Below are 23,735 nucleotides of genomic sequence, written 5' to 3'. Positions count from 1 at the left end.
ATATAATAGTATAAATTTGCAATTAAGATAATTCAAAGCATATGAGAATAGCTGTAGTTGGCACCGGATATGTTGGCTTGGTAACGGGCACATGTTTTTCGGAAGTAGGTATCGATGTTACCTGTATCGATATTGATACAAATAAGATTGAGAATTTAAAGAAAGGCATTCTGCCGATATACGAACCGGGACTGGAAGAAATGGTAGCGCGCAATACCCAAAAGGAGCGCTTATCATTCTCTACTGACCTTGCCACCAGCATTCAAGGGTGCGATGCGGCTTTTATAGCCGTGGGTACGCCTCCGGGCGAAGATGGCTCAGCCGACTTGAAATATGTACTGGCCGTTGCCCGTTCTATTGGCCAGAACATGAACGATTACCTGGTTGTGGTAACTAAAAGTACTGTGCCGGTGGGTACTGCTAACAAGGTACGTAAAGCTATCGAGGAAGAATTAACTGCCCGTGGCGTAGACATACCGTTTGACGTGGCTTCTAACCCGGAATTCCTGAAAGAAGGTGCTGCGATCGAAGACTTTTTGAAACCGGACAGAATTGTAGTTGGTGTATGTTCTGAGAAAGCAGAAACGGTGATGACCAAACTATACAAACCATTCCTGATGAACGGTCACCCGCTTATCTTTATGGATATTCCTTCGGCAGAGATGACCAAGTATGCGGCTAACGCGATGCTGGCTACCAAAATCAGCTTTATGAACGACATTGCCAACCTGTGCGAGATCATGGGTGCCGATGTAAACATGGTGCGTAAAGGTATTGGCTCTGATGCCCGTATCGGTAACAAGTTTATCTACCCGGGGATAGGTTATGGCGGCTCATGCTTCCCGAAAGACGTAAAGGCGCTTATCCGTACTGCCAACGAAAATGGCTACGAGATGCGTGTACTGAAGTCGGTGGAAGAAGTTAACGAGAACCAGAAATCGGTACTTTTCAATAAAATCAGCACACACTTTAGCGGTAACCTGGCCGGCAAAACATTTGCTGTATGGGGGCTGTCGTTCAAACCAAAAACCGACGATATGCGCGAAGCACCATCCTTGGTGATCATCAAGAAACTTTTAGAGCAGGGTGCGCAGGTAAAAGCTTACGACCCGGTAGCTATGGAAGAGGCTAAGCATTCGCTGGGCGATACCATCCAGTATGGTAAGGACGAGTATGAAACGCTGATCGATGCTGATGCGCTGCTGCTGGTAACCGAGTGGCCGGAATTCCGTTCGCCGAACTTTACCGTAGCCAGCAAACTGATGAAAGATAAAGTAGTATTTGACGGACGTAATATTTACGATGCCAAAGACCTCAACGAAAAAGGCTTCACCTATTATGGCATTGGTGTAAAACAGCCTGTGGAGCAATTAAATGCAACTGTTTAATCATGACTAAAAAACGAGTACTAATTACAGGGGGAGCCGGTTTTCTGGGCTCACACCTTTGCGATAGATTTATAAAAGAAGGCTATCATGTGATCGCCATGGACAACCTGATCACAGGTAACCTGGAGAACATTGAGCACCTTTTCAAACTGAAGGATTTTGAATTTTACCACCACGACGTATCTAAGTTTGTGCACGTGCCCGGTAAGCTGGACTATATCCTGCATTTTGCATCACCAGCCAGCCCGATCGATTACCTGAAAATTCCGATCCAGACACTGAAAGTTGGCTCGTTGGGAACGCATAACCTGCTTGGCCTGGCCAAGGCGAAAGGTGCACGCATGCTTATTGCTTCTACTTCAGAAGTTTATGGCGATCCGTTGGTACACCCACAGAACGAAGATTACTGGGGTAACGTGAACCCGGTAGGTCCGCGTGGCTGCTACGACGAAGCTAAGCGTTTCCAGGAAGCGATGACAATGGCCTATCACATGCACCATGGTTTGGAGACCCGTATCGTTCGTATCTTTAACACCTATGGTCCACGAATGCGCCTCGATGATGGCCGTGTACTGCCTGCATTCTTAAGCCAGGCACTGCGTGGCGAACCATTGAGCATTTTCGGTAATGGTTCTCAAACGCGTTCGTTCTGCTATGTGGATGATTTAGTAGAAGGTATTTACCGCCTGCTGCTTAGCGATTATGCCCTGCCGGTGAACGTAGGTAACCCATCAGAGATAACTATAAAAGAGTTTGCTGAAGAGATCTGCAACCTGACCGGTGTGGAGCTGAAAGTAGAATATCAGCCATTGCCGCAGGACGATCCGCAGAAACGCCAGCCGGACATTACCCGTGCTAAGGAAATTTTAGGTTGGGAGCCAAAAGTAGATCGCGCAGAAGGCCTAAGAAAAACCCTGGAATACTTTAAAGACAAAATTCAGGTACCAGCTGAAACAGCATAAAACTTCCTTAATTACATAAATCAGAAAAGGGCGTCAGACTATAGTTTGACGCCCTTTTTGTCTTATAGTTCGTTACTCAGCAGAATGTCTCTAAGTCTCTCGCCTGCCTTCCCATCGAATTTATAAAGCCAGTCCTGTTCGAATTTCTTTTTGTTGGGTAGTTGCTGCTGATGAAGTTGCTCTATGTTATTCAGGGCTTCTGGCAGTTCATCTAAACTATAGACTGGGTGCGCCACACCTGCATCCACAAACGATTTTGATACATCGAGCTTTCCTGCCGGGTGGTTTTCCAGGGTGATTAGGGTGGTGTGTGACATGGCTGCTAAGGGTAGTAATAGTGTAGAGAAGAAGCCTATAATGACTGGTGTGTGGGGGAGTAATTGCTTTAATTGTGTGTCATCAATGATTTTAACTGAAATTTTATTTAGATTATAATCACTTACTGCATTTATATCTGAAGGATGAAACTTAATATGTAAAGTAAAGCCGCTTAAGTGGCAGTAATGGTTTAGCTCCTTTAAAAATTGTTTGTAGGAGTCTATTCTCCAACCTAGTAAGTTCCGATTTGCTAATCCCTGATCTATCAAAACTATACTTTTAGATTGAGAAATTAAGGAGTCAGCTTTATAAATAGTATTTGCTAATTCATCATACAGAGGTACGCCAATAAAATGTACAACATGATCAGTACGTATTTTATCGAAATGCTGATGTACACTAAATACTTTTGGGCTATAAGAAATATATGCGTTCGGGAGTCTTAATTCTGAGATTACTTTTTGTTTAATCGTATGATATGTACTCTTTCTCCGGAGTCTTGTATAATCTTTTAGAAATGATTTCTCAGGTTCTGGAAGTTTTCGTAGCGTATTCAGCAGGAATAAGCGAGTTTTAAGACGAGGTATTAGTTCTGTTGAAAGTGTTTTAAATCGGTTAGATAAGCTAATGTTGACCGGATTAAAGAAATATTGTTCCAATTCAATATTGGCACGCCAGTCACGAATGCCGTGTTCGATAATATAAGTTCTAATTCCTTTTATTTTACAAGCTAAATTTAGCGCAACCTGCTGATAAGTGTCAATCCAAAGAAAAATTACTTTTTTAGGATTAACTTGTTCCAAAAGACTAAAGGCATCCTTGTATTCACTCCAGAAAGTTACTTTCCCATATTCCTTATAGTAATCGGCAGTAATACTCTTTTTAGAAGGAAACTCAAGGAACAGTAACTCTGCCTTTTCCTTAATACATTTGTAAGGCAATAAGAAGTCCTCTCTGTTATGATCGCATAGTATTAACAGTCGTTCTTTTTTCATCTAAGGGATACAGTTTGATTCTGCTCAAGTTCTTACATTTATACATACTGTTAAAAACAATTGTATTGGGTAGTATGAGAAATAAGAGGCAATTCAATGTAAATAATTAATCGAAATGGTGCAGGAAGACCAATTACTATATACCTGTAAAAGTGTGATGATAGTATTACCTATGGTTGCACATGAGGGTATTACAATACAAGTGCTTAACCAGATAAAAGCATTAGAGAAAAATTCGTATAAAGTTTTCCTTGTAGTTCTTTCGCAGTTTGACCAAAAAATATTTGACTCATTTCATTTAAAACTCGCTTTAGATAGAATATTGTTTGCTGGGCAAGCAGATTCTTATCTTTCTGTAAGATCACTTTTAACTTCCCTAAGCGTGACCTATAGAATAAGAAGATTTGTGCAGCAAAATAAAATTAATATAGTAATTGCTCATGCTGCTTATGCACATTTTCTGATGCGGCTGGTTAAAAGCACTTTAAGAAGCGAAGTTAGAAAATTAAGACTATACCAGTATTTTCATATCACACAATATAAACAGTTTCCTGTAAATACCTTTAAGCGCTATATAATAAATAAAGTAAACAAACTACTTGCAAAGCGCTATGATAATGCTCATTTGTTTGTGTCTGAAGCGGTGAAGAGAGATGTTGAGATCAATCTGATAAAACATAGCTACCAGCAAGTAATTTATAATGCTCTTCCTTTGCATGTACTTGAACAAGGTAGCACGTTAAGAGCTAGTTCACAGGACTTTGTTTCATTGTTAAAACGAAGAAAAGCTGTGTATAATATACTGTTGCCTGGGCGATTAGAAAACTATAAAGGTCAGATATTTTTCATAAATGCTTTTGCTGCTTTTGTGAAGAAGGAAGGGCTCTTACCAAAGCATATAAGATTATTTATTCTAGGAGAAGGGAGTCAAAAAGTTCAGATAAAACAATTGATTAAAGAATTTAAGCTAGATGATTACATCTATGTAAAAGAGCCTATAGAAAATAGCCTATTTCTGAAAGTTCTTCCATATTTCAACCTAGTTACCCTTCCTTCAGAGTTTGAAGGCTTACCTCTGGTCATATTAGAAGCACTACAGGCTAAAAGAGTAGTGCTATGCTCTGATATAGGAGGAACAAATGAAGTAGTCAGGGATGGAGAAACAGGCTTTTTGTTCAAGGCTCTTGATTTCTCTGAGTGTGTCAGGAAGCTAAGTTTCATTTATAAGAATAGAGATGCAAAACTCATTAATGAAGTAGCAATAGAAGAAGAACTACAGTCAAAGTTTTCATTTAATAAGCATATACACAAATTGCTTTCTGTACTCGAAGATGACCGCTAAAGTGAAGAAGTTGCGAATTTTAGTTATTAGCTACTGGCCACTTTCTGATGTGCTTACACATGCTGCAGTTTTTCCGCATCTAAAAATTTTACAGCACCTGAACAGCATCACTGAGGTTTTAATTATTACTATAGAACGTGAAGCAGCAAAGCTCCCGAAGCCTGACTTTCTAGCGTTGTACCCTAATGTGAGGCACATACCTCTGTACAGCAGAAACTATAAATTCTCATTACTAAATAAAATCAATGATTTTATAGTTTTTCCTAAACTGCTGCAGCAGATTGTAAAGCAGCAAAAGGTTAGTGCTATAGTTGCAAGTGGTTCATTAGCTGGTACATTGGCTTTGAAAGTATGGCAAAAAACTAAAATTCCATTTTATATAATATACGAACCACATGCAGATTATATGGCTGAAAGTAACGTCTGGAGTAGAATCGATCCCAGATACTTACTTCAGAAGAAGTGGGAAGCAAAGCAGTTAAGAGCTTCGAGCGGACTTCTTGTAGTAACAAGAAACTATGAGCAGGTATTATTACATAGCTGGGGTATAGCTGATGCAAAGATCAAACTGGGTCGAAATCCTGTTGAACTTAATAAATTTAAATTTTCGACAGTGGAAAGGAATCGGGTAAGACGGGAGCTATTCATTTCTGATACGACTATTGTAGGCATTTATGTCGGCAAATTTGGCGGACTATACTATAATGAGGAAGCTTTCCGGATCTACCAACAGTGTTTTAACTTCATCCCAGATTTCAGGCTGATCATACTGTCACCACAACCAAGTGAGGAAATTCAGCAGCAACTGAGTAACTATAAGATCGACCTGAGTAAGACGTTTGTTGCTTCAGTGCCACATGAGCAGGTCTCCCCCTACCTATCTGCTGCCGATTTTGCGTTGGCAACTTACAAGCCCGGGCCATCTAAAAAATATCTGTCACCTGTTAAAATAGGTGAATATTGGGCTAATGGCTTACCTATTTTACTGACAGAAGGCATCGGCGATGATAGTGATATCATAAAGAACGAAGGAGGCGGCGCGCTTTTTAATTTAGCGTTAGATGGAAGCCTTGAGAAAGCTATTCAACAGATTCAAACTATAGTTAGTGACCCAACTCACCGGCAGAAAATACCACAACTAGCAGCAAACTATAGATCACCGGAGAAGATCAGGGAAGCGTATGAATATTTCTTCAATCAACTCAGCAGTAACGGGCTATGAAAATTCTATTTGTAGTTCCTTACCCGGTTGGCAAAGCTGCTTCGCAAAGGTATAGAGTAGAGCAGTGGCTGCCTGTGCTGCAGGAGCAAACTATAAACTATAAACTTGCTCCTTTCTGGGATGTGGCAACCTTGGATATTCTTTACAAGCAAGGCTATAGTTTCCAGAAACTGTTCGGATTAGTGAAGGGTATGTTGAGAAGACTTTTACTGTTAAGCAGGCTGCCAGCTTACGACTATATTTTTATCCATCGCGAAGCCACCCCTGTGGGGCCGCCGTGGTTTGAGTGGTTGGCGGCAAAAGTCTTTCGTAAAAAGCTGATCTTCGATTTTGATGATGCTATCTGGATGCCGAATACCACGGAAGATAACAGCATGGCATCTAACTATAAATGGCATCACAAAATTGCTCAAATCTGTAATTGGAGTTATAAGGTAAGTACCGGGAATCACTTTCTGCAGCGATATGCCTTAAACCATAACCCGAATTCTGTTTATCTGCCTACTGTTATAAACACAACTGTAAACTATAGCAGGATTAAAGACCAGCAAGCGAAACGGGTAACTATAGGCTGGATCGGATCGCATTCTACGTTGCTGTATTTAAAGCTTATAGAACCGGTTTTGCAGCAACTGGAACAAAACTATAGTTTCGATTTTATAGTGGTGGCAGACCGGGAACCGGATTTAAAGCTAAAATCGCTGAAGTTTATAGTTTGGTCTGAAGCTACGGAAGTTGAAAGTCTGCTGCAGTTTAACATAGGTGTAATGCCACTACCCGATACCGAGTGGGCAAAAGGGAAATGTGCCTTTAAAGCCCTGCAATACATGGCGCTGGGCATACCAGCTGTAGTTTCCGAGGTTGGAGCAAATATGACAGCCGTGCCTGATAGTTTAGCTGGCTATAGTTGTACAACGCACCAGGAATGGTACGAAAAGCTGGAGCTCCTGCTACAGGATGCCGATCTGAGAGCTAAACTTGGCCGTGCCGGTAAGCAATGGGTTGCGCAGGCCTTTTCCATGGCTGCGCATGAGCAAACCTTTCTGGAACTGTTTACTTAACTTTTTTATTCGCTTTCAGGAAGTTGCGAGCTTCTTTAAATGCTGCTGATTTTTTTTCTGAAGAGTTGATTACGATAGTATAGTAACGCTTTGCCTTCGATTTATCTTTTTGCTGGTCGCTGATGCGGGCCAGGTTCAGGTAAGAGTTAATAAAGTAACCCGAATCACGTTCGTTGCTCATCTCCGCATACATAATGGATTCCTGGTAATACTGCTTTGCTTTTTCGAGGTCGCGGTATTTGTTCTGGTTAACGTAAGCCAGAATGTACGATGCGTAGCGGCCACTCACAGCTTCGTAGCCCGGCATTTTCTGTTCAAGTTTATGCAGAATATCCAACGATACACGCTCTGCCATCGAGAAGTGGCCCTGCACAAATAACAAACGGGCATAAAAGCGCTGGAAGTAGGCATTGTCCGGGTACTTGGTTGCCAGCGACTGCGCAATTTTCATCGATTCATCTAGGTTGCCTTCTTCGTTTGCGTAGATCTTCATCAGGAAGAACTTTGCTTCTGTTCCTGTATAAAAACCGCTGTTCGACACGTGGCGAAGCTGCTTTAAGCCTAAACGTTTATCACCATCCGGGAAGAAAGCCAGCACAGGACGCAACATTTTATAGTTTTCGTGTATCCAGATAGCGTAATAATTAAAAAGTGCCTCCCCAAAAAGAAATTCCGGGCTCAGGCCGTTACCGGCTTTGGCAATCTCCATATATTCTATCGCGCGTTTGCTGTGCACGGTTGCCTTACGCCAGTTGCTTCGCTCAGAATGCAGGCGGGCCGAGAAACCATTGGCTGCAGCCAGGAAAAAGGCCGCTTCCGTGTTGTTTTCATTCTTATCGTATAGTTCTTCCGCCTTTTGAATAGTGGTATCCATGTAAGCGAAAAACAGGTCATCGTATTTTTTCGTCTGAATGTTAGTAGGTACAATTTTCCACCACTGGCTCAGGCCCATCAGAAAGTATGGCAGCGGGTGCTCCGGATAACGGCGACGCAATGATTTAAACTGCTTTTCAGCGCGCTCATACTTAAAGTTGTACATGTTATCAACCGCACCTTCCAGTTCATACTGTACATCCTTGTTCAGCAGCAGCATGCCTTTTACCTTCACCGCAGTAGGAATTACATCTACTGTACCAATATTAACCTGGCGCATGGCAGTAGTATCTCCTATAGTTTCCTGGGTTTGTGCCGAAGCCATTACAGGTAAAAGTAAACCGAAGGCGATGTATAAAAACTTCTTCATGTGAAATTGTAAAATTCTATTTTTTGTGCGCCACTTGCTACCGTATCAGGATAGGAAATGAAAGTACAACTTTTATATTAATTTTGAGTTCAAACCCAAAACTACAAACATGCAGCTCCTGAAACAACTCTGCCAGATTCATGCACCGTCAGGCAACGAAAAAAAGATGACTGACTTCCTGCTAAACTATATCGAAACACATAAAGTTCAGTGGAAGGTGCAACCCGTTATAGTAAATAACGAAGATTTTCAGGATTGTATTTTACTCGTTTTCGGGAAGCCAAACGCCGCCGTTTTTGCTCATATGGATTCTATCGGATATACTGTGCGCTACGGCCACCAGCTGGTACCGATCGGTGGGCCTGCCTCTAAAACCGGTTACACCCTAACAGGCTCCGATAGCCAGGGAGATATTACCTGCACGCTGAAATACGATGAAGAAGAAGGCGAACTAAGCTATGAGTACCATCGGGAAATTGACCGCGGCACCGAACTGGTATTCAAGTCTGATTTCAGGGAAACAGATGAAACAGTGCAAAGCTGCTACATGGATAACCGCCTGGGAGTTTGGGCTGCACTAAAAGTAGCCGAAACCTTAGAAAATGGTATTATAGCGTTTAGTTGCTGGGAAGAACACGGCGGCGGTTCCGTTGCTTACCTTGCTAAGTATATTTATGAACATTACCACGTACGCCAGGCCCTGATCGCTGATATTACCTGGGTTACAGAAGGTGTACAGCCGGGCAAAGGGGTAGTCATCTCGATGCGTGACAGCTTGATTCCGCGTCGCTCGTATGTGCAGAAGATCATTAGCATTGCCAAAGAATCCGGTGTGCCGTACCAGTTGGAAGTGGAAGGGGCCGGCGGAAGCGATGCCAAAGAATTGCAGAAAGCCGCTTATCCATGGGACTGGTGCTTTGTAGGTGCCCCTGAAGATAACGTGCACACACCAGATGAGATCGTAAACAAGAATGACATCTATAGTATGGTAAAGCTTTACAAGGCATTGCTCGAAAAACTATAGCTAGTTAGAGCGTTTATGAGTTAGAGAGTTTAGGAGTTAAAGAGTGATTGTGTGAGTTTACAAGTGTCTGGATAGATCAGTCTAACATAAAAATCACTGTCATTCTGGAAGAAACTTGGTGGAAGGGAGATTAAACCTGTACTATTACCTCACAAGATCCTTTCAGGGTGACAAAATAGTGTAGGTTTATTTGCACATCTGGTTCGTTTAACGAAATCTACATACTGAATCAAAAGCATAATACACTACAAAAGCGCGGTCCAGAACTGCGCTTTTTTGCTTTTAAACTATAGTTGGGCTAATCCATGCAAACTATAGCTTCAACCGCTTCAGTCTAAGAAGTATAGCTGCTAATCGTTCTAAACCGCTTTCAGGTAAAAATATTTGGAATATTCAAGCCAAACTCATTTCTTTAATAGCTATATTCAAATATTCTTTAACCTTAACACTCTTAACTCTTTTAAATGGAAAATATTCTTTACGCGATTCCTGCTCTTGGTCTGGCGGCCTTACTGTATACTTTTATACGGTCGGCATGGGTAACGAAGCAGCCCGCAGGTAATGAGCGCATGACGGAGATTGCGCGCCACATTTCAGATGGTGCGATGGCTTTCTTAAAAGCAGAGTACAAAGTGCTCTTTTATTTTGTCATAATTGCTTCCTTATTTTTAGGTTATCTGGGCTATTCCGGTGGTGAGCGATCGCACTGGTCCATTGTAATAGCCTTTATTATTGGTGCTGTTTTTTCGGCTACAGCCGGTTTTATAGGTATGCGCATTGCCACAAAAGCAAACGTGCGTACCGCTGAAGCAGCCCGTACCAGCCTTTCCCGTGCCCTTGATGTATCGTTTGCAGGTGGTTCGGTAATGGGTATGGGCGTGGCTGGTTTGGCTGTTCTTGGCTTAGGCTCACTGTTTATAGTTTTATATTACTACTTCGTACAGAGCACTGGTGCCGATGTAAATGGTATCCAGATGGAGCGTGCCCTGGAGGTACTGACAGGTTTCTCGCTGGGCGCTGAAAGTATTGCCCTGTTTGCCCGTGTGGGTGGAGGTATCTATACCAAAGCCGCTGATGTTGGTGCTGACCTTGTAGGTAAAGTAGAAGCCGGTATCCCGGAAGATGACCCGCGTAACCCTGCAACTATAGCTGATAACGTAGGCGATAACGTAGGTGACGTAGCCGGGATGGGTGCCGACTTGTTCGGTTCTTATGTGGCAACTATACTGGCCACCATGGTACTTGGCCGCGAGGTTATTGCGCAAGATAATTTCGGGGGCTTATCGCCGGTTATTCTTCCCATGCTGATCGCAGGTCTTGGTATCATTTTCTCCCTGATTGGTATGTTGTTCATCCGTGTAAAAGAAGGTGGCGATGTGCAGGCTGCCCTTAACCGTGGTAACTGGATCTCTGTATTCCTGACAGCTGTAGGTGCATACTTTGTGATCCACTGGATGCTACCGGAACAGATGAACCTGCGTAATTTCGATTTCTCTGCAAACGATGTGTTCCTGGCAGTTATGGTTGGTCTGGTAGTAGGTACTTTAATGAGTATTATCACAGAGTACTATACTGCAATGGGTAAAGGTCCTGTTAACTCTATCGTGCAACAATCTTCTACAGGCCATGCTACCAACATTATCGCTGGTCTGGCAGTAGGTATGCACTCAACTGTACTGCCAATTATAGTTCTGGCGGCAGGTATCGTATTCTCTTATGCAGCAGCCGGTTTATACGGTGTGGCAATTGCAGCCGCAGGTATGATGGCTACAACCGCTATGCAGCTCGCTATCGATGCATTCGGACCGATTGCGGATAACGCTGGTGGTATTGCTGAAATGAGCGAACTGCCGAAAGAAGTACGTGGCAGAACCGATATTCTGGATGCCGTTGGTAACACTACAGCAGCAACTGGTAAAGGATTTGCAATTGCTTCTGCTGCTTTAACTTCACTAGCTTTATTTGCAGCTTTCGTTGGTATTGCCGGTATCGATTCTATTGACCTTTACAAAGCGCCTGTTTTAGCTGGTCTGTTCATTGGTGCCATGATTCCGTTCATCTTCTCTGCATTAGCTATTGCAGCAGTAGGCAGAGCGGCTATGGCCATGGTGCACGAAGTTCGTCGTCAGTTCCGCGAAATTCCGGGTATCATGGAAGGAACCGGCAAGCCGGAGTACGAAAAATGCGTGGCTATCTCTACTAAAGCTGCTATCCGCGAAATGATGTTACCAGGTGCTATTGCCCTCATCGTTCCGCTTATAGTTGGTTTCGGCCTGAAAGGTGTGTTTAAAGAAACGCCTTCTGCTGAAATTCTGGGTGGTTTGCTGGCTGGTGTTACCGTCTCTGGTGTGCTAATGGCCATGTTCCAGTCTAACGCCGGTGGCGCATGGGATAACGCTAAAAAGTCATTCGAGAAAGGGGTAATGATCAACGGTGTGATGGAGTACAAAGGCTCTGAGCCTCACAAAGCATCTGTAACCGGCGATACCGTAGGTGATCCGTTCAAAGATACGTCTGGTCCATCTATGAACATCCTGATCAAATTAATGTCGATTGTATCGTTGGTAATTGCGCCACATATTGCAACAGAAAGAACTCCTGCCATTCCGGAAGAGCCAAAACTGACTCCTGAGGAAGTGAAAGTTACTCCGGCAGCAGAAAAAACTATAAATGCTGAAAATACAGTAACGGTAGCTGGTATTGCCGCAAAGTAACCTCAACTATAGTTATTAGTATAAAGAAGCCCGGCTTTGCGCCGGGCTTCTTTTTTTATCATATTCTAAAATGCTACCTTTGTGTAACTCACCAAAAAGCAAACTATGAGCCCCCGTACGATTACGCTGCACGATTGCGACTTTAGCACTTACCTGTACGAAGAAGAGATAATAGCCCGCATTACCATGCTGGCTGAGCAGATCAGCAAAGAATATGAAGGCAAAAATCCCCTTTTTCTGGCTGTACTCAACGGTTCGTTCATGTTCGCCTCTGACCTGTTAAAACGTGTAGATATCCCTTGCGAGATTTCCTTTATCCGCTTGTCATCTTACCAGGATATGGAAAGTACCGGGAAAGTGAGAGAAGTATTGGGCCTGACAGATAATGTGGAAGGACGGCATATAGTAGTGCTGGAAGATATTGTAGATACCGGCCATACAGTACATAACCTGATAAACCAGTTGCATGCCAAGTCGCCGGCATCAGTAGAGGTAGCATCGCTGCTGCTTAAGCCGGATTGCCTGCAGCACCAGTTAGATGTAAAATACGTGGCCAAAACAATACCTAACGACTTTGTGGTAGGCTACGGACTTGACTATAACGGCCTTGGCCGCAACCTGCGCGATATCTATAAGATCGTATCGTAATTTATTTAAAGTAACCGGCTTACACTTGCCAGAGGCTTGAGGTTGGCAGGTCAAAAAATTTAACATTTCAGGAATTTTATACCTATTTTTGCTTTTTATTATAACCTAAGATATGCTCAACATCGTTTTGTTCGGTCCTCCAGGTGCTGGAAAAGGCACGCAAAGTCAGAAGCTGATCGATAAATATAACCTGATTCATCTGTCAACCGGCGATCTGCTGCGCTCTGAAATTGCAGCGGGTACTGAACTGGGTCTGAAAGCCAAATCTTTGATGGATAATGGTTTACTGGTTCCGGATGAAGTGGTAATCGGGATGATCTCTAATAAAGTGCAGGAAAACAGAAACGCCGGCGGCTTTATTTTCGATGGCTTCCCGCGCACCGTGCCACAGGCACAGGGGCTGGATAAACTGCTGTTAGAGCATGGCACCCAAATCTCGTGCATGATTGCCCTGAAAGTAGACGATGAAGAGCTAACCAAACGTTTGCTGCTTCGTGGTAAGACCTCAGGCCGCCCTGACGACCAGAACGAAGAACTGATTCGTAAGCGTGTGGATGAGTACAATACTAAGACTACACCTGTTGCTGATTATTACTCAGGACAAGGCAAATATTTTGCAGTAGATGGCATTGGCGAGATCGATGAGATCTTTGGAGCGATCTGCAACCAGATAGATTCTTTGAAAGCAAAGAAAGAAGAGAAGTAAGCATTTACCGGACTATAGTCCACATTACTACCATATTGGCATCATCAAATTTTATAGATTACGTTAAGATCTGCTCACGCTCCGGACACGGTGGTGGCGGCTCTGCTCACCTGCACCGCGATAAGAAAACGGCAAAAGGTGGACCTGATGGTGGCGACGGCGGTCGTGGCGGTCATGTTATACTGAAGGGCAATTCCCAGTTATGGACGTTGCTGCACCTGCAATACCGCAAGCATATTATAGCCGAAAACGGCCTGAATGGTGGCCCAAGCCACTCAAGCGGTGCGCAAGGCGAAGATCAGGTTCTGGAGGTTCCACTTGGAACAGTTGCCAGGAATGCTGAAACCGGCGAAATGATGTGCGAAATAACCGAAGATGGCCAGGAGATCATTCTTACTCCAGGCGGACGAGGTGGTTTAGGTAACGCACACTTTAAATCACCTACCAATCAGACGCCACGCTACGCCCAACCCGGCGAAGAAGGCCGCGAGGAGTGGGTAATTCTGGAGCTGAAACTGCTGGCCGATGTTGGCCTTGTTGGTTTCCCGAATGCAGGTAAGTCTACGTTGCTTTCTGTGGTATCGGCGGCCAAACCTAAAATTGCCAACTATGCATTTACAACCCTGGTACCAAACCTGGGTGTAGTTGCTTACCGCGATTACCGGTCGTTTGTAATGGCCGATATTCCGGGAATTATAGAAGGAGCTTCGGAAGGAAAAGGACTTGGTTTACGATTCCTGCGCCACATCGAGCGTAACTCTATGTTGCTGTTCATGATCTCTTGCGAGAGCCCTGACATTGCCGAAGAGTATAGAATATTACTGAATGAGTTGGAAACCTTTAATCCGGAATTACTCGACAAAAAACGCCTGCTTGCCATCACTAAATCCGATATGCTGGACGAAGAGCTGGAGAATGAGATGCGAAGTACGTTACCTAAAGAACTCGAGACCGTGTTTATCTCAAGTATCACCGGTAAAAATATATCTCAGTTAAAAGACATGATCTGGAATGCTTTAAACAGCTAAGCCAGTTATTTATAGTTTTATGTAAATCGGTAGTGGCTATCAGGCTGTCTACCGATTTTTTTTGAAGCGCCTATAGCGCAAATTGTTAAATGGCTGTATGGTTTAATTGTTAAGATTCGCAAAAGGCAGTAATCAACAATTTAGCAATTAAACAATTTAACAATCAAGCAGTGCCATTCTGGCACATGCGCTGGTTTGGCAAGACAATTGAAAAGACAAAGAAGACCTATTCATCTAACTTTTTTAAGGCATTATGTCAGATAAAGATATTAAAAAAGAACAGGAGCACGACGAATTGCAGGAGAACACTGCCAGTGCTGAAACGGAAGGAAACCTGAACCAGGTAGACGAAACCGAAGAAACTGCTACTGAAGACCAGCAAGATGGTGCCGCTGCAGAGTTGGCAGAAATGAAAGATAAATACATCCGTTTAATGGCTGAGTTTGAGAACTTCAGACGCAGAACTGCCAAAGAACGCCAGGATATCTTAAAAACAGCGAACCAGGATCTGATGGGCGAACTATTGCCTGTAATGGATGACATGGAACGTGCACGACTGGCGATGGAAGAAACCAAAGATGTGGATGCATTGTTGCAGGGGCTGGAATTGGTTTTCCATAAATTGAAGAAGGTAACAGAACTGAAAGGGCTGAAGCCAATGGATATTCCGGCTGGTTCTGATTTTGATGCGGATATGCACGAAGCAGTAACTCAGATTCCGGCGCCATCAGAAGAGCTGAAAGGCAAAATTGTAGACGTGATCGAGAGAGGCTATACGCTGAACGACAAAGTGATCCGTTTTGCAAAGGTTATAATAGGAGCGTAAGCAAATGGCTAAGAGAGATTATTACGAGGTGCTGGAGGTAAGCAGGGGAGCTTCGCAGGAGGAGATCAAAAAAGCTTACCGTAAGTTAGCCATCAAATTTCACCCGGATAAAAACCCGGACGACCACACGGCAGAAGATAAGTTTAAGGAAGCTGCTGAGGCGTACGAAGTATTAAGCGACCAGCAGAAGCGTCAGCGCTACGACCAGTTCGGTCACCAGGGTGTGAACGGCGGCGGAGGCGGCATGAACATGGACGATATCTTCTCTCAGTTTGGAGATATTTTCGGTGGCGGCAGCCCGTTTGAGAGCTTTTTTGGTGGCGGACGCCAGGGTGGCGGTGGCCGCAGACAGCGTAAAGGCAGCAACCTGCGCATTAAACTCAAGCTTAACCTGGAAGAAATTGCCAACGGCGTTGAGAAAAAGATAAAGGTAAAACGCTATGTAGCCTGCAGTACCTGCGGCGGTAACGGTGCCAAAAACGGAACCGATATGCAGACCTGTAACTCCTGCCAGGGTTCTGGTCAGGTGCGTAAGGTTGTAAACACGATGCTGGGCCAGATGGTGAGCACGGCAACGTGCCCTACCTGTAACGGTGAAGGCCGCATAGTTACCAAAAGCTGCGATGCCTGCCATGGAAGCGGACGAGAGCTGCAGGAAGAGGTAATAACTATAAATGTACCAGCTGGTGTAATGGATGGCATGCAGCTGTCTATGAGCGGAAAAGGTAACGTGCCGGAACGCGGTGGTGTACCGGGTGATCTTTTGATTCAGATAGAAGAAGAGGCGCACCCAACCCTGAAGCGTGATGGAAACAATGTTATCTTCGACCAGTATATCAGCTTTATGGATGCTGCCTTAGGTGCCGATATTGAAGTGCCAACTATAGGCGGTAAAGTAAAGATCAATATTAAACCAGGTACGCAAAGCGGCGAAATCTTCAGGCTGCGTGGCAAAGGTATTAAAGACATAAACGGATATGGCAAAGGCGATCAGCTGATCCATATCAATGTCTGGACGCCGAAACACCTGAGCTCAGAAGAGCGTGCAACACTGGAAAGCCTGCGCGATTCAGATAATTTTGCACCGCATCCGGGCAAAAACGATAAAGGTTTCTTCGAGAAAGTGAAAGACTACTTTCAGTAAATAACTATAAACTATACGAAGAGCCGGTTCTTGATTTAAGGGCCGGCTCTTTTGTTTTTGTGTCTTTATGTACAATAGCTTTGTCAGGGTATAGGTATAGTTTGTCGAAAAGTATAGTATAAAGCGGATATAAAGTTGTCGTTCTGATGCTTAAAAGCTATTTTTGATTACATCAAATGGTTTTTAAGCTTTGAGTATTCTAAAGATCGATGGCGTTACAAAACGCTATTCTAACCACACTGCCCTCGATAATGTGAGCTTTGCCATACCGGCAGGCTGCATTTTTGGTTTACTGGGCCCAAACGGAGCCGGTAAAACTTCTCTTATCCGTATAATTACCCAGATAACAGGCGCTGATGAAGGTGAAATTTACTTCAGAGGCGAACGTCTGAAACCCGACCATATAAAAGATATGGGTTACCTGCCAGAGGAGCGGGGACTTTATAAAAAAATGAAAGTAGGAGAGCAGTTGCTATATCTGGCGCAGCTCAAAGGACTTTCTAAAGCCGATGCAACCGCACGTATAAAAACCTGGGTTGATCGTTTTGAGATCCGGGAGTGGCTGGGTAAGCACATTGAAGACCTCTCGAAGGGGATGCAGCAGAAAGTACAGTTCATTGCCACCGTACTGCACGAACCAACGCTGATCATCCTGGATGAGCCATTCTCTGGTTTCGACCCGATAAATGCCAACCTGATAAAAGACGAAATACTGCGCCTGCGTGATAATGGTGCAACGATCATCTTTTCTACGCACCGTATGGAGTCTGTAGAGGAGCTTTGCGATAACATTGCCCTGATAAACCGTTCGCAGAAAGTGCTGGATGGCCCGGTGCGCGAAATAAAAGATGCTTATAAAACCGATACGTTCCAGGTAATTGGTAATGGTCATCTTCTCGTAACATCTCCTGACTTTAAAGTGCTGGAGCAACACGAGAACAATGGTGTTTTCCGGGCAAATATAAAACTGGAAAACGGTGTGAAGCCAAACGACCTGCTGCGCTACCTGGTGGAGCGGGTAGAGATCCATTCTTTTGTAGAGTTGGTGCCAAGCATAAACGATATTTTCATCCGTAAAGTAACAGAAACACACCATGCATAAGATCTGGTTAATAATACAGCGCGAATACCTGACACGAGTTCGGAAAAAGAGCTTTATCATCATGACGTTGCTAACACCGCTGTTGCTGGCTACTTTCATGATTCTGCCCGGTTTGCTGATTACCATGTCCGGCGATGAGGAGACGGTGATGGTGCTGGACGAAAGCGGCTTGTTTGGGGATAAGCTGGAGAATAAGAAAGACCTGAAGTTTGTGCACCTGGCAGGTAGCCTGGAACAGGCTAAAACAGTTTACCAGGAAACCGACAATACGGCCCTGCTTTACATCCCCAAAATCACGATAGATAATCCGGAAGGGATAACGATCTACGGCAAAAAGAACACCAGCATACAAACTCAGATGCGCCTTGAAAACGCATTGGAAAAGGAAATTGAGAACCAGCGGTTCATGGCTTCCGGTTTAGATCGCGCAACGCTGGATAAGATTGAGGCTGATGTAAAGCTTAATACTATAAACCTGAGCGAGGAAGGCGAAAAAGATAACAACGCTATTATTACATCGGCGGCAGGGGTAGTAGCTGCGGTTATCATTTACTTCTTTATTTTCCTGTATGGTGTGCAGATCATGCGAGGTGTTATTGAAGAGAAAACCAGCCGCATTGTAGAGGTTATTATTTCTTCGGTTAAGCCTTTCCAGTTGATGATGGGCAAGATCATTGGTATTGCGGCGGTTGGCCTAACGCAGTTCCTGCTCTGGATAATTCTTTCTTTTGTAGCTGTGACAGCTGTTTCTGCAGCTTTTGGTATAGATGCCGCGCCAAGCCCAATGGAGCAGTACCAGGCCGGTAAAGTCGCTGCTGAAGGCGAAAGTGTAGCCAACCTTGATGAGGAAACACCTGAAGAAGCAGCGGCCAACAGCGATGAGTTTGCCAACACCATTCAGGATGTGACCCAGAGCTTTGCCAACCTGCCGTTGCTGCTTATTTTCGGCTGCTTCCTGTTCTATTTCCTGGGAGGTTATTTGCTGTACGGTTCGCTTTTTGGTGCCATTGGTGCCGCTGTTGATAACGAGACTGATACCCAGCAGTTCATGATGCCGATTACCATTCCGTTGGTTATTTCCTTCATCATGTCCTACTCCGTAGTACTGAAGAACCCGGACGGGGCAGTTGCTTTCTGGATGTCTATCATTCCGTTTACTTCACCAATCGTGATGATGGTGCGCGTGCCGTTTGGTGTGCCTGCCTGGGAACTGTTGCTATCTATGGGGCTGCTTATAGTTGGGTTTATATTTACAACCTGGCTGGCCTCGCGTATTTACCGCGTAGGTATTTTAATGTATGGCAAGAAGATCAACTATAAAGAGCTTTCCAAGTGGCTGTTTTATAGAGTTTAAACTATAGTTTACTCTATTAGAGCCGGTGCTGAAAAGTACCGGCTCTTTTTGTATATTAAAAGTAATCTGCTGATTAAAAGGCCCGTATTATCAATGCGTTAACTATAGATATGAAAAAAACAGCCAGCTTATTCTGTTTATGTATACTGCTAACTATAACTGCTATGGCCCAGGACAAACCTGCCTACAAACTCTTCACGAAAGCCGGCAAGGATGTAAAGTATAGCAGAATGCTGGATGAGCTACAGAAAGCAGATGTAGTTCTGTTCGGGGAGCAGCATAACGACCCGATCGCACATTGGCTGCAACTGGAAATAGCTAAAGACCTGCATAAAGCCCATCAGCAAAAGTTTGCCATAGGAGCCGAAATGTTTGAAACGGATGTGCAGTTGGTGCTGGATGAATATTTGAACGGACAGATAGCGGAGAATAATTTCGAACAGGAGTCGCGCCCCTGGCCAAACTATAAAACAGACTATAAGCCTGTAGTCAGGTTTGCCAAAGATGCAGGCATTCCATTTGTCGCCACCAACGTGCCTCGCCGCTACGCTGCTATAGTTGCATCTGGTGGTTTAACTGCACTGGATAACCTGACCCCGGAAGCGAAAACATATATAGCACCTTTGCCTATAGTTGTAGAAATGGATTTGCCGGGCTATAAAAATATGCTGAGCATGTTTGGCAGCAACACTCACGGTAACACCAAAGCCCAAAGTATTGTGCAGGCGCAAGCCCTGAAAGATGCTACTATGGCGTATGTGATTCTGAATCAGGTTGTCAAAGGGAACAAGGTACTGCATTTAAATGGATCTTACCACTCCGACAACTACGAAGGTATTGGCTGGTACCTGAAACAGAAGCAGCCAAACCTGAAAGTAGCAACTATAACCACCGTCACCCAGGAAGATTTAGAAAAGCTGACCGACGAAAATAAGAACAAAGCTGATTTTATACTGGTAGTGCCGGCCACCATGACCAAAAATTATTAATCTACATATTTAAGCTCGACGGGCAGACTAAGATATCGCTAATTTTAAATTGGATAATTTTTCTTTATTTTCTATTGGTAACAGGGTTTACGGCAATAGGGAAAATTACTTTCGGGTATGGTTTAGGAGATATGTTTTATTTCATCCTTTTAGCTCTGGCAAGCTCCACTTCTTTAGTTATCTGCGTAATTATTAGCTGGAAATATTCTAAAGGAAGTAGAGATATTTATTGGATATCAGGAGCACTATTCTTACTTCTTGCTATATTTTTTACTTATAAGTTTACCTTAGGTCGTGGTTCAGAGTATAAGTGGAATGGAAATATATTTTATCATTTAAGTAAATGGTAAATGTCAAACCAAAACCTATTAGACCGGAAAGTATAAAAATGCAAAAGCCCGACACACGTGCCGGGCTTTTGCTATGTTAAGAGAAAAAAGGTAATTCCTTATGCCGAGAATGAGCTTCCGCAACCGCAAGTGCTTTTTGCCTGAGGGTTGTTAAACACAAAGCCACGTGCGTTCAGGCCATCCTGGAAATCAACTTCCATACCCATTACATACATGCCGTGCTTTTTGTCCATCACCAGCGTTACACCGTCCAGTTGATACACTTCATCTGTTTCTTTTGGCTTGTCAAAACCAAGCAGGTAAGACATACCTGAGCAACCACCGCCCTGCACACCAATGCGCAGTCCGTATTCTGCCGGTACATTTTTCTCTACCAGAATGTTCTTAACTTCTGCTAAAGCTCTGTCTGTTATAGTTATAGGGGCTAATCTTACTTCTGTTGCCATAGTTGTTTTGTTTCTAATAGATAGCAAAGTTACGCATTTCTGAAGATAAATACGTACCACTATACTTCGTTACTATGTAAACAGCCTGGTAGGCAAAATGATTTCAACTATACTAAATTAATTTTTTACGATATTTAGCGTTCTAAACCTGATAATATGGAGCTGATCATAGATATTCTGAAAATTACGATTCCGGGGCTTATAGTGGCCATAGCCATGTACAAATTAGTACAGAACCAGAATGAACGGGACTATAAACTACGCCTGCTGCAACTAAAGCAAAAGAACGGTGAAGTAGTTGTACCTATTCGCCTGCAGGCCTACGAACGAATTGTATTGCTGTTAGAACGAATTACTCCAAGTAATTTACTGCTTCGTGTAAGCGGCTCAGGCCACACTGGTTCAGATTACCACCGAATGTTATTGAGTGAGATTCGCAATGAGTTCAGCCATAACATGTCGCAGCAGATCTATATGAGTGAGCAGGCTTGGCAGCAGGTTAAACACGCCCGCGAAGAAGTGGTGAACCTGATCAACAGGACCTACCAGGAAATGCCGGATAAGTCAAAAGGTACCGACCTGGCAAAGCGTATTTTAGAGTCTATCCTCGCCACCGAAACAGACCCAACTGCTCGTGCTATTACGTTTGTAAAGCAGGAGATTGCTCAGGTTTTTTAATCTAAAAGCCCCACTTTTGTCATTTCAAACATCGTGAGAAATCTATCTCAGCTTATAGTTTGGGAAGCTACAATTCTATAGTTTGCTATTATACAACTCGAACCAAGCTTTCCTTTCAAAGCTGCCTTTAATCCCGGGAGCTTTACATACCTGCAGTTTCAATCCGGCTTTGGTGCCCTCACGGCCGGGAGGCCTCGTCTTCGGGCATCGCGCTGCTGCTTTCTTGCTATCCTCGTGCCTCGGATTGCCTGACGGCACCGCAACAAATCAAAGGCGCTCAACCCAAAGACTGTGATGAGTTCGATAGCTATAGTCTTTCTATAGTTTGAACCTATAAGCTCCGAGATTTATCGTGGCTATAGTTCCGTGGGGACAGGTAAACCTGCCCTGCTCGTGGTCTATAACTATAGCAAATTCAGATTTCTCCTATCGTCGAAATGACAGAACATAAAGCAGTAGCCAGAAAAGTCCCCTTTGAAGGAGCAGGGGGATGACAAACGGAAACTATACAGCTATAGCCACGAACAATAGCGACAGCCGAAATTCCCCTCTCGGGAGGGGCAGGGGTGGGTTAAAACCGTAATCATAGAACTATAACTCCAACTATAGCAGTAGCCTAAAAGCTCCCCGCCTTAGACAAGGAGGGATTAGGGGTGGTTGGATTAGCAGCAACTATAGCACAATAGCCAGCGCTACTACTTTTGCCTGCCCCTGCCGGGCCAATTGAGTCAGGAGACTCAACAACATAGCAAGTCACGAGCGAGGACGCTCGCGCCAGCGGAGAAGCAATAACTACAAAACTAAAGGCTTAACTATACCAACAACAGAAATTCCCCTCCCGGGAGGGGTAGGGGTGGGTTAAGGGCAGCAACCAGTAACTACAAGCCTAGTATCCAACTATAGCCCAATCATTAAACCCCCTCCCTAAACCAGCAATAGAATCTCCTGAAACAGAAATCCCCGATACAGGTCATTTACACCTGCACCGGGGATTTTATAATATCAAACTATAGTTTAACCGTTAATTTCGGCTAGCTGGTCCGCAATGATTTTCTGGTAGAAAGCTTCGTAAAGCGGGACGATTCGTTCCACATCAAAATCATGGGCGCGCGCTAAGGCATTTGCCTTGAAGGTTGGCAGGCGTTCATCATCCAGCACATAAAGTGCATTTTTAACCATGCTCTCTACGTCGCCTACGGAGCTTACAAAACCGGTTACACCGTTAATGTTCAGTTCCGGAATACCACCGGCATCTGTCGAGATTACCGGTACTTCGCAGGCCATCGCTTCAAGAGCTGCCAGACCAAAACTTTCCTTTTCAGATGGCATCAGGAACAGGTCAGCAATGGACAGTACTTCTTCCACAGCTTCCAGTTTACCTAAAAAGCGGACATCATGGTAAATGCCCAGGTCACGGCAAAGCTTTTCCATTTTAGGGCGCTCCGGGCCGTCGCCTACAAGCAGTAACTTACTCGGTATGTGTTCGTGCACTTTGCTGAATATCTCGATCACATCTTCCACGCGCTTTACGGACCGGAAGTTAGAGGTATGCACCAGCAGCTTTTCTTCGTTCGGGCTGATGGCTGTACGGAAGTGTTCTTTTTTCTGACGCCGGAATTTTTCCAGGTTTATGAAGTTTGGAATAACTTCAATGTCGCGCTCTATCGGGAAAAACTCATACGTTTCGGTGCGCAAACTTTCTGATACCGCTGTTACGCCATCAGACTGGTTTATACTGAACGTAACCACCGGTTCAAAAGAAGCATCTTTACCTACTAGCGTAATATCTGTGCCGTGCAGCGTGGTGATAACCGGGATATTAATGCCCTTCGTTCTCAGGATCTGCTTGGCCATAAAAGCTGCCGACGCGTGTGGGATAGCATAATGTACGTGTAACAGGTCCAGCTTTTCGAACTGAACAATATCAACCATTTTACTGGACAAGGCCAGCTCGTAAGGCGGATACTGGAACAGGGGATACGATGGAATATATACTTCGTGGTAGAAAAGGTTCTCGTTAAAGAAATCTAGGCGCGCAGGCTGGCTATAAGTAATGAAATGGACCTGGTGACCCTTAAGAGCTAATGCTTTACCAAGTTCTGTAGCTACTACGCCACTACCGCCAAAGGTAGGATAACAGACAATGCCGATCTTCATAGTTGTTCTAAATATGCTGTAAACAACAAGTGCAGCTA

The 23,735-nt window shown here is 44.1% G+C and carries 20 protein-coding genes; 16 read left to right on the top strand and 4 right to left on the bottom strand.

The annotated features are described in order from the left end of the window. The first annotated feature begins 41 nt into the window (after positions 1-41). Both KYK27_RS14100 and KYK27_RS14095 read left to right on the top strand, forming a co-directional pair. The gene (locus KYK27_RS14100) at positions 42-1,388 is read left to right on the top strand and encodes a UDP-glucose dehydrogenase family protein (RefSeq protein WP_199110712.1); all 1,347 of its coding nucleotides are present in this window, start codon (positions 42-44) and stop codon (positions 1,386-1,388) included. A gap of 2 nt (positions 1,389-1,390) precedes the next feature. Continuing rightward, positions 1,391-2,350, top strand: coding sequence for a UDP-glucuronic acid decarboxylase family protein (locus KYK27_RS14095; RefSeq protein WP_199110710.1), 960 nt, complete (start codon positions 1,391-1,393; stop codon positions 2,348-2,350). Between the two features lie 62 nt (positions 2,351-2,412). On the opposite strand, the gene KYK27_RS14090 is transcribed toward KYK27_RS14095, so the two are convergent. Next, positions 2,413-3,663 carry a polysialyltransferase family glycosyltransferase gene (locus KYK27_RS14090; RefSeq protein ID WP_199110708.1) on the bottom strand — a complete coding sequence of 417 codons (1,251 nt, stop codon included), beginning with the start codon at positions 3,661-3,663 and terminating at the stop codon, positions 2,413-2,415. Positions 3,664-3,820: 157 nt separating this feature from the next. Between KYK27_RS14090 and KYK27_RS14085 the strand changes: the two genes are divergently transcribed. The 3 genes from KYK27_RS14085 to KYK27_RS14075 all read left to right on the top strand — a co-directional run bounded on the left by KYK27_RS14085 (position 3,821) and on the right by KYK27_RS14075 (position 7,288). After that, a complete protein-coding gene (locus KYK27_RS14085) occupies positions 3,821-5,005 on the top strand; it encodes a glycosyltransferase family 4 protein (protein ID WP_233150471.1) in 1,185 nt (394 codons plus the stop codon). A 187-nt stretch (positions 5,006-5,192) separates the two neighbouring features. After that, positions 5,193-6,227 (top strand): hypothetical protein, encoded by a 1,035-nt coding sequence (locus KYK27_RS14080; RefSeq protein WP_199110705.1) that lies wholly within the window; start codon positions 5,193-5,195, stop codon positions 6,225-6,227. Next, positions 6,224-7,288, top strand: coding sequence for a glycosyltransferase (locus KYK27_RS14075; protein ID WP_199110704.1), 1,065 nt, complete (start codon positions 6,224-6,226; stop codon positions 7,286-7,288). Before KYK27_RS14080 ends, KYK27_RS14075 begins: the two co-directional genes overlap by 4 nt. On the opposite strand, the gene KYK27_RS14070 is transcribed toward KYK27_RS14075, so the two are convergent. Further along, entirely contained in the window at positions 7,281-8,531 is a 1,251-nt protein-coding gene (locus KYK27_RS14070) for a tetratricopeptide repeat protein (RefSeq protein WP_199110702.1), read from the bottom strand. The genes KYK27_RS14075 and KYK27_RS14070 overlap by 8 nt on opposite strands. Before the next feature lie 109 nt (positions 8,532-8,640). Here KYK27_RS14070 and KYK27_RS14065 point away from each other — a divergent pair, with 109 nt between their 5' ends. From KYK27_RS14065 to KYK27_RS14020, 10 genes are all read left to right on the top strand, one after another. Beyond that, entirely contained in the window at positions 8,641-9,555 is a 915-nt protein-coding gene (locus KYK27_RS14065) for a M20/M25/M40 family metallo-hydrolase (RefSeq protein WP_199110700.1), read from the top strand. A 464-nt stretch (positions 9,556-10,019) separates the two neighbouring features. Beyond that, entirely contained in the window at positions 10,020-12,269 is a 2,250-nt protein-coding gene (locus tag KYK27_RS14060; RefSeq protein ID WP_199110698.1) for a sodium-translocating pyrophosphatase, read from the top strand. A 105-nt stretch (positions 12,270-12,374) separates the two neighbouring features. Further along, entirely contained in the window at positions 12,375-12,917 is a 543-nt protein-coding gene (gene hpt / locus KYK27_RS14055; protein ID WP_199110696.1) for a hypoxanthine phosphoribosyltransferase, read from the top strand. A gap of 112 nt (positions 12,918-13,029) precedes the next feature. Continuing rightward, on the top strand, positions 13,030-13,623 hold the full coding sequence (locus KYK27_RS14050) for an adenylate kinase (protein ID WP_199110695.1): 594 nt from the start codon (positions 13,030-13,032) through the stop codon (positions 13,621-13,623). A 35-nt stretch (positions 13,624-13,658) separates the two neighbouring features. Next, the gene (gene obgE / locus KYK27_RS14045) at positions 13,659-14,651 is read left to right on the top strand and encodes a GTPase ObgE (protein ID WP_199110693.1); all 993 of its coding nucleotides are present in this window, start codon (positions 13,659-13,661) and stop codon (positions 14,649-14,651) included. 253 nt (positions 14,652-14,904) lie between these two features. After that, positions 14,905-15,477, top strand: coding sequence for a nucleotide exchange factor GrpE (locus KYK27_RS14040; RefSeq protein ID WP_199110692.1), 573 nt, complete (start codon positions 14,905-14,907; stop codon positions 15,475-15,477). A gap of 4 nt (positions 15,478-15,481) precedes the next feature. Then, positions 15,482-16,621, top strand: coding sequence for a molecular chaperone DnaJ (gene dnaJ, locus KYK27_RS14035; protein WP_199110691.1), 1,140 nt, complete (start codon positions 15,482-15,484; stop codon positions 16,619-16,621). Between the two features lie 190 nt (positions 16,622-16,811). Then, a complete protein-coding gene (locus KYK27_RS14030; protein ID WP_199110690.1) occupies positions 16,812-17,723 on the top strand; it encodes an ABC transporter ATP-binding protein in 912 nt (303 codons plus the stop codon). Then, on the top strand, positions 17,716-19,077 hold the full coding sequence (locus KYK27_RS14025; RefSeq protein ID WP_199110689.1) for an ABC transporter permease: 1,362 nt from the start codon (positions 17,716-17,718) through the stop codon (positions 19,075-19,077). The genes KYK27_RS14030 and KYK27_RS14025 overlap by 8 nt, the downstream gene beginning before the upstream one ends. Before the next feature lie 110 nt (positions 19,078-19,187). Continuing rightward, on the top strand, positions 19,188-20,066 hold the full coding sequence (locus tag KYK27_RS14020; protein WP_199110688.1) for a ChaN family lipoprotein: 879 nt from the start codon (positions 19,188-19,190) through the stop codon (positions 20,064-20,066). A 448-nt stretch (positions 20,067-20,514) separates the two neighbouring features. On the opposite strand, the gene KYK27_RS14015 is transcribed toward KYK27_RS14020, so the two are convergent. Beyond that, positions 20,515-20,862, bottom strand: a complete 348-nt coding sequence (locus tag KYK27_RS14015; protein WP_199110687.1) for a HesB/IscA family protein — start codon at positions 20,860-20,862, stop codon at positions 20,515-20,517. Between the two features lie 156 nt (positions 20,863-21,018). Between KYK27_RS14015 and KYK27_RS14010 the strand changes: the two genes are divergently transcribed. Next, positions 21,019-21,540, top strand: coding sequence for a hypothetical protein (locus KYK27_RS14010; RefSeq protein WP_199110686.1), 522 nt, complete (start codon positions 21,019-21,021; stop codon positions 21,538-21,540). Positions 21,541-22,554: 1,014 nt separating this feature from the next. Here the strand turns inward: KYK27_RS14010 and bshA are convergent. Further along, complete coding sequence (bshA, locus tag KYK27_RS14005) at positions 22,555-23,697, bottom strand: N-acetyl-alpha-D-glucosaminyl L-malate synthase BshA (RefSeq protein ID WP_199110685.1); 1,143 nt, start codon at positions 23,695-23,697, stop codon at positions 22,555-22,557. Between the last annotated feature and the right edge of the window lie 38 nt (positions 23,698-23,735).

This window comes from Pontibacter populi, assembly GCF_019336435.1.
GTDB classification, from domain to species: domain Bacteria; phylum Bacteroidota; class Bacteroidia; order Cytophagales; family Hymenobacteraceae; genus Pontibacter; species Pontibacter humidus.
The sequence above is the reverse complement of the archived record's forward strand: the minus strand, read 5'-3'. Positions and strand labels throughout refer to the sequence as shown.